This is a genomic window from Nisaea sediminum (genome assembly GCF_014904705.1).
Taxonomy (GTDB): Bacteria; Pseudomonadota; Alphaproteobacteria; order Thalassobaculales; family Thalassobaculaceae; genus Nisaea; species Nisaea sediminum.
In genome coordinates this window covers 179,871-194,888 of record NZ_JACZCQ010000005.1, presented here as the reverse complement: position 1 = coordinate 194,888, position 15,018 = coordinate 179,871, and the positions used below count along the sequence as shown (strand labels likewise).

Genomic DNA, 15,018 nt, shown 5'->3' with positions numbered 1-15,018 from the left:
CGTCTCCTTAGCCGAGCTTCATGTTGTTGATGCCGACGATGCGGTTATAGAGCCAGTAGAGTGCGAGCACCCCAGCCAGCAGGATGCCGCCGAGCGCCGCCGCGAGGCTCCAGTTCAGCGACTTCTTCATGTGATATTCGATGATGTTCGAGATCAGCTGACCGTCCTGGCCGCCGACGAGGGCCGGCGTGATGTAGTAACCGATGGCAAGGATGAAGACGAGGATCGATCCCGCGCCGACACCTGGCACCGTCTGCGGCATGTAGATCCGTGCGAAGGCGATCGCCGGATTGGCGCCGAGCGAACGGGCCGCACGCATATGGTCCTTCGGAATCGTCTTCATCACCGAATAGAGCGGCAGCACCATGAACGGCAGCAGGATATGCGTCATGGCGATGAAGGTGCCGGTCATGTTGTAGATCATCTGAATCCGGTCCTCGTCGCCGACGATCCCTATCCAGACCAATATGTCGTTGATAACCCCGTTGGTCTGCAGCAGCACGATCCAGGAGGTCGTGCGGACGAGCAGCGAGGTCCAGAACGGCAGCAGCACGAAGATCATCAACAGATTCGCGGTTCCCGCTGGAAGCGTCGCGAGAAGATACGAAATCGGGTAGGCGAGCAGGATGCAGGCCGCTGTCACACCCAACGAGACCCAGATCGTTCTGAGGAACAGCGTCACGTAGATCTGCTTGATCTCGGGCTGGGCCACGATTTCGCCGCTCGGTGCCTGGGTCAGGTCGAGCGCGTTCAGATAGGCCCGGATCGTGTACGGATCGCCGGCAAGCTGGATCGTCTTCCAGGTATCGACCTGGCCCCAGCGCTCGTCGATCTTGATGAACGCGTCCTTGTAGGGCGGCTCCTCGGCACGCTTGATCCGGCGCACCGTCAGGTTCATCAGGGAGCGGAAGCCGCTCTCGATATAGTTCAGCCGGGTACCGGCCTTGCCGAGATTGAATCTGTTGTCGCGGTCGGACATTTCGGTCGCGAGCATCGCGTAGGTTTCCTCGCCCGGAAGATCCTCGCCGTCCCATTCCTTCAGGATCGCGATGGTTTTCGGAAAGGCCTCGACGACTTCCGGCGCGCTGACGCTGCGGAACAGCATCAGGCCGATCGGCAAGATGAAGGTGACCAGGATGAAGGCCAGCAGCGGCGTGGTCAGCAGGAAGGCGCGGATCTTGTTCATCCGCGTGGCCCGGGCAAGCGCCTGCTTCAGCGGAGTTCCGTCCGCCGCGCGCATCACACCGTCGTTTTCCGTAACAGCTGCCATTGGTCCGATCCCTTTACGCCGATTTTCAAGCCCGGGCGAACCGGTCCGCGCTTGAAGATCGGCCGGGGGCGGACGGATCCGCCCCCGAACCTTCGAAAATGCTTAGCCCGCGAGCCAGGCGTTGAAGCGCTCGTTCAGCTCGTCGCCGTAGTCGGCCCAGAACCCGAAGTCGTTCTGCAGCGGATTCTTGAAGTTGGCCGGAGCCGTCGGCATGTGCGGCTGCATGTCCTTCTGGACCTTGGCGAAGGAGGACTTACGGACCGGGCCGTAGGAGATGTACTTCGCCTGGTCGGCGAGGCGCTGGGTATCCGTGGAGTACTTCACGAACTCCCAGGCGACTGCCTTGTTCTTGGTGCCTTTCGGCATGACCCAGAGGTCGATATCCCAGACCTGGGCGTCCCAGACGATCTCGAACGGCTTGCCTTCCTTCGCGATCGCGTTGAACAGGCGGCCGTTATAGGCGCTGGTCATGACGACTTCGCCGTCGGCCAGGAGCTGCGGCGGCTGCGCACCGGCTTCCCACCAGACAACGTCGTTCTTGATGGTGTCGAGCTTCTTGAAGGCGCGGTCCACACCTTCCGGGGTGGCGAGCATGGCATAGACTTCGCCGGCCGGAACGCCGTCGGCCATCAGGGCCCATTCGAGGTTGACCTTGGCGGTCTTGCGCAGGCCGCGCTTGCCCGGGAACTTCTTCGTGTCGAAGAAGTCGGCAATGGTCATCGGCGAGCCGGAGACCTTGCTCTTGTCGTAGGCATAGACGGTGGACCAGACGATTTCGCCGACCGCGCACTCGTGCAGGGTACCGGAGATGAAGTCGTCCTTCGCCGGGGTGCCGTCGGCACCGGCGGGCAGCTCGTCGAGCGGCAGCGGCTCGAGGATGCCTTCGTCGCAGCCGCGGACGGCGTCCGCCAGCTCGACGTCGACCAGATCCCAGGTCACGTTGCCGGCTTCCACCTGCGCGCGGATTTCCGCGAGGCCGCCGTTATAGTCCTCGGAGTTGATCTTGTTGCCGGTCTGGGCCATCCACGGCTCGTGATAGGCCTTCACCTGGCTGTTCGTGTAGGCGCCGCCCCAGGAGACGACGGTGATGGTGTCGGCCGCGTGGGCCGCAGTGGTCAGCCCGATGGCGGCAAGACCCGCGATCAGAAGACTGGAGGGTTTAACTGCTCTCATTTGCGAAGAACTCCCTAGTTTGGAATTACCCCTGGAATTGTTCGCGGCGTGGCCGCTTGCGAGAAGCCGGGTGGGGAGGCCGGCTTCCCTTTTCCGTAAGCTGGACGCGTCAGGCGTCCAGGGCACGGCAATCGTCGATGTCCCATCCGACGCTGACACTGTCTCCCTCGGAGATCGAGGCGTGTGCATGCGTGTTCGGGACTTTGACGATGAATTCGTCATCTCCGCAGCACGACATCCGGCAGCGGATGTGGTCGCCGAGATAGATCAGCTCCAGCACCCTCGCGTCGAAGATGTTCGGCAGGGAGCCGGGCTCCGGAGAGAGCTGCACCCGCTCCGGGCGGATCGACAGTGTCGATTGTTCGCCGACCGCGCCGACATTGACCTTCAGCGCATTGACGTCGAAACCATCGACCTCGACCGTGCAGCCGGTTCCGTTCGCCGATTTCACCTTGCCCTTGAGCCGGTTGTTCTCGCCGATGAACTGCGCGACGAAGGCGTTTTCGGGCCGCTCGTAGAGGTCTGCCGGTTTCGCCAGCTGCTGGATTTTGCCGTCGTTGAAGACCGCGATCCGGTCCGACATGGTCAGCGCCTCTGACTGGTCGTGCGTCACATAGACCACGGCCATGCCGAGATTGTCGTGAATGTGCTTGATCTCGTACTGCATCTGCTCGCGCAGATTTTTGTCGAGCGCGCCGAGCGGTTCGTCCATCAGGACCAGGTCCGGTTCGAACACCAGCGCACGGGCGAGAGCCACTCGCTGCTGCTGGCCGCCGGAAAGCTGGCCCGGCCGCCGGTCGCCGAAGGCGCCGAGCTCGACCATGTCGAGCGCCCGCCGGACCTTCGCCTCCGTGTCCGCTTTCGACATGCTGCGGACTTCGAGCGGGAAGGCGAGGTTTTCCGCGACGCTCATATGCGGGAACAGCGCGTAGTTCTGGAACACCATGCCGATGCCGCGCTTGTGCGGCGGCACATTGTTGAGTTCCGTCCCGCCGAGCATGATCTGCCCCTGGGTCGGTGTCTCGAAGCCGGCCAGCATCATCAGGCACGTCGTTTTGCCCGATCCGGACGGCCCCAGCATGGTCAGGAACTCGCCGTTCTCGATATCGAGATTTAGATTTTTGACGACGAGGATTTCGCCGTCATAAGTCTTCTGAACGTTCTTGAACTGAACGAACGGCTGATTGCCGTCTGCCATGTGATTTATTGCCCCTGTTCTGCCCCTGCGGCGGCGCGTTCCTCTCGCTCACCAGCAATGCGTCGTGTTTTTCACGATCTGGCATTTAGCCTAAACACGCTCATTCCATAATGTCAAAGCGCCGGTACTTCATCGCGTCTATTCCGCAGAAAACCAGCATTCCGCAACATTCCGAATCCGACACAACCGGGTCGCTTTTCGTGAATTGTGACGGACGAAAAGGTGCAAGCTCTCCCCCTGAAGCGAAATCGGCCGGAAAACCGGTACTGGGGAATGGGCAAATGAAGACGCAGGCACGGGCAGTGGTGATCGGCGGCGGTGTGGTCGGGGTCAGCGCCCTCTATCATCTCGCCAAAAAGGGCTGGAGCGACGTCGTCCTCCTGGAGCGGACGGAACTGACGGCGGGCTCGACCTGGCACGCGGCCGGCCTGCTTCCGCTCTTCAACATGAGCTACAGCGTCGGGCAGCTGCACCAGTACTCGGTCGAGCTTTACAAGACGCTCGAAGAGGAAACCGGCCAGGCGGTCAGTTTTCACCAGACCGGTAATCTTCGCCTCGCGACCAACAGGGACCGGATGGACGAATACCGGAACTATCAGTGCACCGCCGAGACGATCGGAGTCGAGGCGCATCTGGTCGGCGTCGACGAGATCAAGAAGCTCTGGCCGCTCGCCTCCATGGACGGCCTGGTCGGCGCGCTCTGGCATCCGACCGACGGCCATATAGCGCCGGTTGACCTCACCATGGCGCTCGCAAAGGGCGCGCGGATGTATGGTGCCGAGATCTATCAACAGACCCAGGTCAACGGGATCGAGCGCGAGAACAGCGAGTGGATCGTAAAGACCGACAAGGGCGACATCCGCTGCGAGCACGTGATCTGCGCGACCGGCAATTATGCCCGCACCACGGCGAAGATGGTCGGGCTTGAGATCCCGGCGATCCCGGTCGAGCACCAGTACATCGTCACCGACGTCGATCCGACGCTGAAGGAATACCGCGAAGCAGGCAATCACGAGCTGCCGGTGCTGCGCGAATCCGACTCCCAGTACTATTTCCGCGAGGAACGTCACGGCTGGATCCTCGGTCCCTATGAGCGCTTCGCCCCGGCCTGCTTCGTCGACGGCGTGCCCTCGACCTTCGAGAAGGATCTCTTCCCGGGCGATCTCGAGCGCCTGATGCCGCATGTCGAGGCCTGCATGGCCCGCGTGCCCTCGTTCGAGAATGCCGGCATCAAGGACATCGTGAACGGCCCGATCTCCTACACGCCGGACGGAAACCCGATGGTGGGTCCGGCCTTCGGTCTGGAGAATTTCTGGATCTCGGAAGGGCACAGCTTCGGCGTGACCGCGGCAGGTGGTGCCGGCTGGCAGCTCGCCAACTGGATCATCGATGGCGAACCGTCGGTCGACATGATCGGCGTCGACCCGCGGCGCTTCGGTGTGGTTTCCAAGAACTACGCCAAGATCAAGAACGAGGAAGCCTACGAGCACGTCTTCGTCAACCACTACCCGATGGAAGAGCGCGAGGCCGGCCGTCCGGCCAAGACCGTGCCGGCCTATCCCCGGCTCGACGCGGCGGGTGCGGTCTGGGGCGCGCGTTTCGGCTGGGAGCGTCCGAACTGGTTTGCGCCGAAAGGTGTGGAGCGTGAGGACGTCTATTCGTTCCGCCGCTCCAACTGGTTCGAACATGTCGGCAACGAGGTCCGTACCATGCGCGAACGGGTCGGATTGCTGGAGCTGTCCTCCTTCGCCAAATACGAGGTCGAGGGACCGGGCGCGCGGGCCTGGCTGGACCGCATGGTCGCGAACGCCATTCCGAAGGGCATTGGCCGCATCAATCTCTGCCACGCGCTGAACCCGTCCGGTTCCGTACGTTCGGAATTCACCATCACCCGGATGGCGGACGGCCTCTGGGGTGAGCGCTTCTTCGTCATCGGCCCCGGTGCCGGCCACGATTACGATCTCGACTTCCTGCAGAAGCAGTTGCCGCGCGACGGGTCGGTCTATCTCAAGGACATCACGACCCAGTACGGCGTCTTCGTGCTGGCCGGTCCGGACGCCCGCAAGGTGCTGCAAAAGCTGGCGGACGCGGATATCTCGAACGAGGCCTTCCCTTGGCTCACCATGCAGGAAATCCCCGTCGGCTACTGCCCGAAGGTCCGGGCGCTCCGGGTGAACTTCGTCGGCTCGCTCGGATGGGAACTGCATCATCCGATCGAGTATCAGTTGCATCTGTTCGACGCTCTGATGGAGGCCGGCAAGGAATACGATATCGGCCTCGTCGGCATGCGTGCGATGGATTCGATGCGCCTTGAGAAGACCTACCGCCTCTGGGGCACGGACCTGAACGCGGAGAACACCCTGCTCGAAGCCGGCCTGAAGCGCTTCGTGCGCCTGAACAAGGGCGAGTTCACCGGCCGGGAGGCGCTGGTGCGGCAGCAGGAAGAGGGTGTTCCCAACACCTACTGCACCATCGAGATCGATGCCGACGACGCCGATCCCTTCGGCAACGAACCGGTCTTCATGGACGGCGAGGTGGTCGGCCGCGGAACGGCAGGCGGCTACGGTCACTATGTCGGCAAGTCGCTGATGCTCGGCTATATCCGTACCGACAAGGCGGTGATCGGCGCCGAGTGCCAGGTCCGCGTGCTCGACCAGCTCCGCCCGGCCCGCATCGTCGCGGAAAGCCCCTACGATCCGGAGAACCTCGCCCTCAAGGCCTGAGGCATCACAACTCTGGCATCGGGCCCGGGTCGGGCCCGATGCCGTATTTCGGCCTTTTCATTCTCGACTCTCCTGCCTAGATTTTCAGCAGTGACCCGGTTGGCACAAAAAAGTGCCGATATAGCTCAACGATTAATTGCCGGGCGCGACAGGGATGCATCACAGCTAGGACGGGAGAATATCCTTATGAGAATTCATGCGACCGCCTTGGCCGCGATCTTGTCGACGACGATGTTCGTCGGCATCGCGCAGGCCGAGAACGTGCTCCGGTGGACCAGTCAGGGCGATGCCCTCACGCTGGATCCGATGGGCCAGAACGAAGGCCCCACCAACAGTATGAACGGCCAGATCTACGAGCCTTTGGTCAAGCGCGACCGGGATATGGTGCTGGAGGCCGGTCTTGCGGAATCCTGGAAGCCGATGGGCACCACGGGGTGGGAGTTCAAGCTGCGTCAGGGGGTGAAGTTCCACGACGGGGCGGATTTAACCGCCGAGGACGTGGCATTCAGCATCACCCGGGCCCTGGCGAAATCCTCCGACTTCAAGGAACAGGTGAAGTCGATCAAGGAAGTGAAGATCGTTGACGACCACACGGTCCAGTTCATCACCGACGGGCCGAACCCGATCCTGCCGAACGAGCTGACCAACCTCTACATCATGGACAAGGGGTGGTCCGAGAAGAACAACGTCATGGAGCCGCAGGATTTTGCCGCCGGCGAAGAGACCTATGCCGTGCGGAATGCCAACGGTACCGGTCCCTTCATGGTGGAACAGCGTCTTCCGGATGAACTCACCGTGCTGGTCAAGAACCCGAACTGGTGGGGCAATGCGACGGCGGAGCACAATATCGACAAGATCGAGTATCGCCCGATCAAGAATGCGGCGACGCGTGTCGCCGCTCTGCTCTCTGGTGAAGTCGATTTCGTACTCGACGCACCGCTTCAGGACCTGAAGCGCATTGATGCGCAGGATAACCTGAAGACCCTCACCGTGAACCAGATCCGGACGATCTTCTTCGGCATGGATCAGGGCGTCGACGAGCTGCGCAGCTCCGACGTGAAAGGCAAGAACCCGTTCAAGGACAAGCGGGTCCGCCAGGCCTTCTATCAGGCCCTCGACGTCGAGGCGATCAAGCGCGTGGTCATGGAAGGCCTGTCGATTCCGGCCGGTATCATCACGTCGCCCGGAGTGCACGGCTATACCAAGGAACTCGACAAGCGGCGCCCGTTCGATCCGGCGGCGGCGAAGAAGTTGCTCGCCGATGCCGGCTATCCGGACGGCTTCACGGTTCAGCTCGACTGTCCGAACAACCGTTACAACAACGATGAGAAGATCTGCCAGGCGGCGGTGGCCATGCTGGCGAAGATCGGTGTGACGGTGAAGCTGGACGCGATCCCGAAGAGCCAGCATTTCCCGAAGATCAAGAACCGGGTCAGCGACTTCTACATGCTGGGCTGGGGCGTTCCGACGCTCGATTCCCACTATGTCTTCAGCTACCTGTTCCACAGCAAGGGCGGCTGGAACGGCACCGGCTTCGCCAATGCCAGGGTGGACGAACTGACCGACACGTTCGCCGTCGAAACCGACCTCGCGAAACGGGACCAGATGATCGCCGAGGCCTGGAGCATCGTGAAGGACGAGATCGTCTATCTGCCGATCCATCACCAGGTGATCGGCTGGGGCATGTCGACCAAGCTCGATCTGCCGATCCTGCCGAACGATTCTCCGCAGTTCCGCTGGGCGAAACTGAACTAACAGCGTGCTGGGTGCGGGAGGCGGCGGAGTATCCGCCGCCTTCACGCTTTCAGACATGATTCCCGATATCAGGCGAGCCCTACGCGCATGATCACTTATATCGCGCGCCGCATGCTTCAGGCCCTTGTGGTTATGGCTGCGGTGTCATTCATTTCGTTTTCGCTGTTCAATTATGTTGGCGACCCGGTCGATAACATGGTCGGCCAGGAGGCCACGCTTGAGGACCGCCAGCGGATCAGGGAGGTGCTGGGACTGGAGGACCCGTTCTTCGTCCAGTATGCCCGTTTCCTCCAGAACGCGGTGCAGGGCGAGTTCGGGATTTCCTACCGGACCAAGCGCTCGGTCTCGGAGATGATCATCGAGCGGCTTCCCGCCACTTTGGAACTGGTCTTTGTCTCCGCCCTGATCGCCCTCGGTCTCGGGATTCCGCTCGGGGTCTATACCGGGATCAACCGGTCGAGCTGGATCAGCAAGTCGGTTCTCACGGTCTCGCTCGTCGGGGTCAGCCTGCCGACCTTCATCATCGGCATTGGCCTGATCTACATCTTCGCGGTCCATCTTGGCGTATTGCCGTCCTCGGGACGGAGCGGGACGGTCGATCTCGGAGGCTGGCGGACGAGTTTTCTGACTTTCGACGGCTGGCGCAGCATCGTCCTTCCGGCCCTCACGCTCAGCCTCTTCCAGGTCACCATGATCCTGCGTCTGGTCCGCGCCGAGATGCTTGAGATCATGCGTACCGATTTCATCAAGTTCGCCCGCGCCCGCGGCCTTCCTGACCGCAAGGTGAACTACAGCCACGCTCTGAAGAATACGCTGGTCCCGGTGATCACCATCATCGGCCTCAATATCGGCGGTCTGATCGCCTTCTCGCTGATCACCGAGACGGTCTTCCAGTGGCCCGGCACCGGGCTGATGTTCATCCAGGCGGTGGATTTCGTCGATGTCCCGATCATGGCCGCCTATCTCTGTTTCGTGGCGCTGATCTTCGTCACCATCAATCTCGTCGTCGACATCCTCTATTTCGTCATCGATCCGCGCTTGCGCGCGGAGGGGGGGCACTGAGCCATGGCCGTTTCGCAGGACGACAAGAGACCCTCGCTCTGGGCGCGTCTGAATGACAACGACGTCGTCTATTCTTTCTTCCATTCGCCCCTCGCCATGGCGGCTGCGCTGGTGACCGCGATCATGGTGCTGACTTCCTTCGGGGCCCCTCTGGTCGCGCCATACGATCCGTTCGATCCGGCGCAGATCTCGCTCTGGGACGGCAAGAAGCCGCCGGCCTGGGAGGAGGGCGGTGATCCCGCCTATCTGCTCGGCACCGACAACCAGGGCCGGGATATGCTCTCGACCATTCTCTATGGCGGGCGGATCTCGCTGCTGGTCGGTTTCGCCTCGGTCTTTCTCGGCATGTTCCTCGGCGTGATGCTTGGCGTGATCAGCGGCTATGTCGGCGGCTGGTTCGAGACGATCATCATGCGCCTCGCGGATATCCAGCTCACCATCCCCGGAATTCTGACCGCGATCCTGATCAACGGCATCCTGCGCTCCGTGCTGCCGCCGGAGCTGCGGGACGAGCTGGCGATCTATGTCGTCATCCTCGCGATCGGGCTGAGCGACTGGCCGCAATTCGCCCGCGTCGCCCGCGGCGCGACGCTGGTAGAGGCCAGGAAGGAATATATCCAGGCCGCGCGCGTGATCGGCCTCCGTCCCTTCCTGATCATGGCCCGCCATATCGTGCCGAACGTGATGCGCCCGGTCTTGGTGCTGGCGACGATCGGTCTCGCGCTTGCGATCATCGCCGAGGCCACGCTCAGCTTCCTCGGCCAGGGCGTGCCGCCGACGACGCCGTCGCTCGGCACACTGATCCGGGTCGGTAACGAGTATCTCTTCTCCGGCCTCTGGTGGATCACCTTCTTCCCGGCCATCGCGCTGGTCGTTCTGGTTCTCGCGGTGAACCTGCTCGGCGACTGGCTGCGCGACACGCTGAACCCGAAACTGCGGTGACGGTCCGATGAGCCTGCTCGAAATCAAGAACATGACGGTGGAGTTCCCGACGCGGCGCGGGATCTTCACAGCGGTGCGCGACGTCAGCCTCTCGGTCAGTCCGGGCGAGATCCTCGGGGTGGTCGGGGAGTCCGGCGCCGGCAAGTCGACCATCGGCAATGCCGTCATCGGCCTGCTCGAGCCGCCCGGGCAGCTCGCCGGCGGCGAGATCTATCTCAAGGGCCAGCGCATCGACGATCTCGACGAGGACGATCTCCGGGGCGTCCGTGGCAAACGGATCGGCATGATCTTCCAGGATCCGCTGACCTCGCTCGATCCGCTGCAGACCATCGAGCAGCAGCTGATGGAGACCATCCAGTTGCATCTGAAGCTGGACGACGACGCCGCGCGGGCCAATGCGGTCGGGCTGCTCGACCGGGTCGGCATCCCCGATCCCGAGGTCAGGATCAAACAGTATCCGCACCAGTTCTCCGGCGGGATGCGCCAGCGCGTTGTGATCGCGCTCGCGCTCTGCGCGAACCCGGAGGTGGTGATCGCCGACGAGCCGACCACGGCACTGGATGTCTCGATCCAGGCGCAGATCCTCGAGCTGATGCGCGAGCTCTGCCGTGAGCGCTCCGTCGGCATGATCCTGATCACCCACGACATGGGGGTGATCGCGGATGTGACCGACCGGGTCGCGGTGATGTACCGCTCGCGCCTCGTGGAGGAAGGGCCGACGGAAAAGATCCTCGGCAACCCTGACCATCCCTACACCAAGAGCCTGATCAGCGCCGTGCCACGCCCCGACGTGAGGCTCGCGCGCTTCCCGGTGGTGGAATATATCGAGAGCGCCGGCGACCGGCGGGACAGCATCGACATTGCCACCCACTGGCTCGGCGCTGGAAGGGGCGAGAAGGCTCCGGACGGCACCATGCTTAGGATCGAGGACCTGCAGGTCCGCTTCCTGACCCGCTTCAGCTTCTTCAAGAAACACCGGCTCTATGTCGACGCGGTGGATCATGTCTCCTTCGACATCCGGCAGGGCGAGGTCTTTGGTCTGGTTGGTGAGAGCGGCAGCGGCAAGTCGACCATCGCGCGGGCCATCGCCGGGCTCTACAAGCCGAAGGGCGGGCACATTCATTTCGCCGGCGCTGACCTGACCGCGGTGAAGAGCGAGGCGGAGATGGACCGCTATCGCCGGCAATTGCAGATGATCTTCCAGGATCCCTATTCCTCGCTGAACCCGCGCATGAAGGTGATGGACATCGTCGCCGAACCGATCCGTTTCCACGGCCTCGCCGCGAGCGGGGCGGAGACGCGGCGGATCGTCCTGGATCTGCTGGAACATGTCGGGCTAGGGGCCGAGGCCGCGCGGAAATATCCGCACGAGTTTTCCGGCGGCCAGCGCCAGCGCATTTCCATCGCCCGTGCGCTCGCCACCCGGCCGCGCTTCCTGATCTGCGACGAGCCAACCTCGGCGCTCGACGTCTCGATCCAGGCGCAGATCCTGAACCTGCTGAAGGACCTGCAGGCGGAGCTCGGACTCACCATGCTCTTCATCAGCCACGACCTGCCGGTGATCCGGCAGATGTGCGACCGTGTCGGCGTGATGCGGCACGGCAAGCTGGTCGAGGTGGCGGAGACCGAGACGCTGTTTCAGTCGCCGCAGCATCCCTATACACGTCATCTGCTGGACCTGATGCCGAAACTCGAGGTGCTCTCGCACGAGGCCATCGCCGGTCTGGAGGTGGCGGACTGAGCGCGATGACGGATTGCGGTCGGCTTGCCCGGCGACGACCGCTCGTCCGTGGCATCATTCAATAGGCGGTTGACCGGTTTGAGGGAAATCCACCTCCGCATACACGGTAAATTTGTTTGACCTCTTTCTCCGTCAGGCTCTAGTAGAATCAGCTCAATAACGTTGGGGAAATGAGATGGCTGTTAAATTTCACGAGACCGCCAAAGGCGACGGTGTCGAGGTCGGGTCTCCTGACCGTCCGGGAAACATCATCGTGCTTCCGGAAGCCGGGGACGCGACGGACTGGCACAAATATGGCGCCGGCGAGACCTATTCCATCAGAGCGATGACGCCGTTCAAGTTCCGGCGCGAGGTTCGCCGCGAAGACGGCAGTACTGACGTGGAAGAGTACGATCTTCAGCCGGAATCGATCATAACCCGGTCAGGTCCGTTCGAGCACCGGGTGATCAATCTGTCGGAGCGCGGGGCCGTTTTCTGCAAGAGAAAACATCAGTAATCCTACCTGATTACGCAGTGAGTCGGGCCTTGCTTTAGATCCGACTTCCTGCTCTCATATCAACTTACGACTCATTTGAGAGCGCTCGCGATCTCTAGGGTTTCCTATGGTCTAAGGCCTGGCTTCGAGAGTTTTTCGAATGACAAAACCGAAGTCCAGGCCATCGTCCGGCGGTTCCGGATGGAAATTGAGCCGCCTTGCGGATCTCTCGAACGATCTGGTGGCATCGACCAGCCTCTTGGAGCTTCGAGACCTCATTGCCTCCCGGTTGGCCGAGATCCTCGGATGTGATCGTGTCCTTCTCGTGGTCAGGGGTGAGGGTGGTCGGGCGGAGGTCGTTGAACCGAAGCGTCCAGCGGAGGTCGCGGATCTTGCGGTTGTCGGTGAGCTTGCGGACGCCTGCTTTCGCGGCCGCGATACGGTAGCGCAGTCCTGGTTCCCGGCCGAAGATCCTGACCGTCTGTCGGCCATTGCGGCGCCGCTTGTCGTCGCAGGAGATATCCTTGGCGCGGTCGTGGCCATGTCCGAAAACGCGGATGCGTTCTCCGGCACCGACCGGGAAATCATTCGCTCCGTCGCGGCGCCGACGGCGGCAATGCTGTTTGCATTCCGTAACGGTGCCGGCGACCTCGCCGCGGAACGGGACCGTTCCCGTCGGTTGCATGAAGATCTGGAAGCTGCACTCCAGGCCATCCCGCATCCCATCGTGATCTACGACAAGGACTTCAATTTCCGCGCCTGGAACGACGCTTTCGTCGAGATTCAGGGATACTCAAACGAGCTCATGCAGAAAATGGGCGGGATGGCCGGCCTGTTGCGGTACGAGCTCGAGACGAAAAAATCGACTCCCGGTATGACTTTCGACGAAGTCTGGGAGCAGTACCAGAGATACTACAAGACGCCGGATCTCGATTATTCGTACCAATATTGGCCGAAGCGCGGAAAACACATCGAGCGCAGAACGCGGCAGACGGCATCCGGAGGCTGGGTTTCCGTTCTGGTCGACGTCACCGACTGGATGAACGATCAGGAAGAGATCCAGAGAGCAAAAGAGGATGCCGAAGCTGCCGCGCGCGCCAAGGCGACCTTCCTCGCGAATATGAGCCACGAGATCCGGACACCGCTGAACGCGATCATCGGGTTCACCCAACTGGTGCTGCGGGGAGATCTCAGCGACAAGCATCGCGAACAGCTCACACAGGTCGAAGGTTCCAGCCAGCTGCTGCTGAGGATTATCGACGACATTCTCGATTTTTCCCGGATCGATGCGGGGATGCTCGAACTGGAGCAGGTTTGCTTCAGCCGCGACGATATCCTCAACAATGTGCTGACGCTGGCGGGCAACCAGATACGCTCGCCCGACGTTGATCTGTATCTGTCGGTCGGCGACGGCGTGCCGGAGAGCTTCGTCGGCGATCCGCTCCGTCTCGCACAGGTTCTGCTCAATCTCACCAGCAATGCCGTCAAGTTCACCCGCCGCGGAGCGATCACGCTGAGAGTTTCCCTTGTCGGACGGGAAACCGGAGGTGCGACCGTGCGGTTCGACGTTATCGACTCAGGCATCGGAATGACGCCGGATCAGGTGGCGAAGCTGTTCAAGGCCTTCAGTCAGGCGGATTCTTCCACGACCCGGCAATATGGCGGAACCGGTCTCGGGCTGGCGATTTCGCGCGCGCTCGTGGAACTGATGGGAGGGGAGATCGGCGTCGAGAGCGAGATCGACCGGGGCAGCACCTTTCATTTCACTTTGAAGCTCGCCGTCGCGGAGGAATTGGAAACCTCCCTGGCCGCGCGTCAGGATGAGGGTGCCGGGTGGCTGCGGGCCCTGATTGTGGATAGGGCCGAGATAGGACGGAACCTGGTCTCGGCGGCTCTGGCGCGCGCCGGTGCCTTGGTTGACGCCGCGGCGGACTGCGACGAGGCCGCAAGAGCGATCGGAACGGCGACATCGCCGTTCGATCTGGTTGTCCTCGATCGGGCGTTGGCCAGCCCGGAAAATGCCGCCCGGCTGCGGCACGCTCTCGGTGAAAGGGGTGACGCCGCGGGCTCCCGGACCGGCCGCAGGATTCTGGTCGCCGCAAGTGGCTTCCAGGCCGACGAGGACAGCTTGCCGGAGGGCGTGGACGGCCTGATGGCAAAGGCCGTTCCGCCGGCACAGATGCGCGACCTGTTGCTCAAGCAATTCGGGCTGCGGTCTTCCGCCATCGGTCCCGATTTGGATCGCGAACAGCAGCTCTCCGCCGACTTGAGCGGTATGTCCGTGCTCGTCGTCGAGGACAATGCGGTGAACCAGAAGGTCGCCCGGGAGATGCTGGAGCGGATCGGGATCCGTGTGACGGTCGCGGCGAACGGGCGCGAGGCGGTTGAGAATGTCCTGTCGCGGCCGGCGTCCGGATTCTCTGCCATTCTGATGGATCTTCAATTGCCGGAGATGGACGGCATCACGGCCGCACGCAAGATACTCGGCAATCCGGCCTACCGATCGGTTCCGATCATCGCCATGACCGCAAATGCCTTCGGTGAGGACCGGGTCCGTACGCGCGAGGCCGGCATGGTCGATCACATCGCGAAACCGATCGACCCGGTCAAGCTCTATGAAACGCTCGCACGGCATACGAGGCCGGTGGCGGTTTCTGGCTGATCGGAGACGATGTACCA

Annotated in this window: 10 protein-coding genes; 7 read left to right on the top strand and 3 right to left on the bottom strand. The window is 62.2% G+C overall.

Annotated features, from left to right (window positions below; translation table 11 throughout):
• Positions 1-7 precede the first annotated feature (7 nt).
• From IG122_RS11400 to IG122_RS11390, 3 genes are all read right to left on the bottom strand, one after another.
• Complete coding sequence (locus IG122_RS11400; RefSeq protein WP_193183573.1) at positions 8-1,270, bottom strand: ABC transporter permease; 1,263 nt, start codon at positions 1,268-1,270, stop codon at positions 8-10.
• 102 nt (positions 1,271-1,372) lie between these two features.
• Positions 1,373-2,443 (bottom strand): polyamine ABC transporter substrate-binding protein, encoded by a 1,071-nt coding sequence (locus tag IG122_RS11395; protein WP_193183571.1) that lies wholly within the window; start codon positions 2,441-2,443, stop codon positions 1,373-1,375.
• Positions 2,444-2,552: 109 nt separating this feature from the next.
• Positions 2,553-3,641: an ABC transporter ATP-binding protein gene (locus tag IG122_RS11390; RefSeq protein WP_193183569.1), complete on the bottom strand. Its 1,089-nt coding sequence runs from the start codon at positions 3,639-3,641 to the stop codon at positions 2,553-2,555.
• 281 nt (positions 3,642-3,922) lie between these two features.
• On the opposite strand from IG122_RS11390, the gene IG122_RS11385 reads away from it, so the two are divergent.
• The 7 genes from IG122_RS11385 to IG122_RS11355 all read left to right on the top strand — a co-directional run bounded on the left by IG122_RS11385 (position 3,923) and on the right by IG122_RS11355 (position 15,001).
• Positions 3,923-6,364 (top strand): GcvT family protein, encoded by a 2,442-nt coding sequence (locus tag IG122_RS11385; RefSeq protein ID WP_193183567.1) that lies wholly within the window; start codon positions 3,923-3,925, stop codon positions 6,362-6,364.
• Between the two features lie 186 nt (positions 6,365-6,550).
• Positions 6,551-8,119 (top strand): ABC transporter substrate-binding protein, encoded by a 1,569-nt coding sequence (locus tag IG122_RS11380; protein ID WP_193183565.1) that lies wholly within the window; start codon positions 6,551-6,553, stop codon positions 8,117-8,119.
• Positions 8,120-8,206: 87 nt separating this feature from the next.
• Complete coding sequence (locus IG122_RS11375; RefSeq protein ID WP_193183564.1) at positions 8,207-9,181, top strand: ABC transporter permease; 975 nt, start codon at positions 8,207-8,209, stop codon at positions 9,179-9,181.
• A gap of 3 nt (positions 9,182-9,184) precedes the next feature.
• Entirely contained in the window at positions 9,185-10,123 is a 939-nt protein-coding gene (locus IG122_RS11370) for an ABC transporter permease (RefSeq protein WP_193183563.1), read from the top strand.
• A gap of 7 nt (positions 10,124-10,130) precedes the next feature.
• Positions 10,131-11,864, top strand: coding sequence for an ABC transporter ATP-binding protein (locus IG122_RS11365; protein WP_193183562.1), 1,734 nt, complete (start codon positions 10,131-10,133; stop codon positions 11,862-11,864).
• A gap of 175 nt (positions 11,865-12,039) precedes the next feature.
• Complete coding sequence (locus IG122_RS11360; protein ID WP_193183561.1) at positions 12,040-12,360, top strand: hypothetical protein; 321 nt, start codon at positions 12,040-12,042, stop codon at positions 12,358-12,360.
• A 187-nt stretch (positions 12,361-12,547) separates the two neighbouring features.
• The gene (locus tag IG122_RS11355; protein ID WP_226893507.1) at positions 12,548-15,001 is read left to right on the top strand and encodes a hybrid sensor histidine kinase/response regulator; all 2,454 of its coding nucleotides are present in this window, start codon (positions 12,548-12,550) and stop codon (positions 14,999-15,001) included.
• The last annotated feature ends 17 nt before the right edge of the window (positions 15,002-15,018 follow it).

What these genes read in the sequence shown, in the direction of transcription:
- IG122_RS11400 (WP_193183573.1), bottom strand. Translation starts at nt 1,270, where the DNA reads ATGGCAGCTGTTACGGAAAACGACGGTGTGATGCGCGCGGCGGACGGA.
- IG122_RS11365 (WP_193183562.1), top strand. Translation starts at nt 10,131, where the DNA reads ATGAGCCTGCTCGAAATCAAGAACATGACGGTGGAGTTCCCGACGCGG.
- IG122_RS11370 (WP_193183563.1), top strand. Translation starts at nt 9,185, where the DNA reads ATGGCCGTTTCGCAGGACGACAAGAGACCCTCGCTCTGGGCGCGTCTG.
- IG122_RS11360 (WP_193183561.1), top strand. Translation starts at nt 12,040, where the DNA reads ATGGCTGTTAAATTTCACGAGACCGCCAAAGGCGACGGTGTCGAGGTC.
- IG122_RS11375 (WP_193183564.1), top strand. Translation starts at nt 8,207, where the DNA reads ATGATCACTTATATCGCGCGCCGCATGCTTCAGGCCCTTGTGGTTATG.
- IG122_RS11385 (WP_193183567.1), top strand. Translation starts at nt 3,923, where the DNA reads ATGAAGACGCAGGCACGGGCAGTGGTGATCGGCGGCGGTGTGGTCGGG.
- IG122_RS11380 (WP_193183565.1), top strand. Translation starts at nt 6,551, where the DNA reads ATGAGAATTCATGCGACCGCCTTGGCCGCGATCTTGTCGACGACGATG.
- IG122_RS11395 (WP_193183571.1), bottom strand. Translation starts at nt 2,443, where the DNA reads ATGAGAGCAGTTAAACCCTCCAGTCTTCTGATCGCGGGTCTTGCCGCC.
- IG122_RS11390 (WP_193183569.1), bottom strand. Translation starts at nt 3,641, where the DNA reads ATGGCAGACGGCAATCAGCCGTTCGTTCAGTTCAAGAACGTTCAGAAG.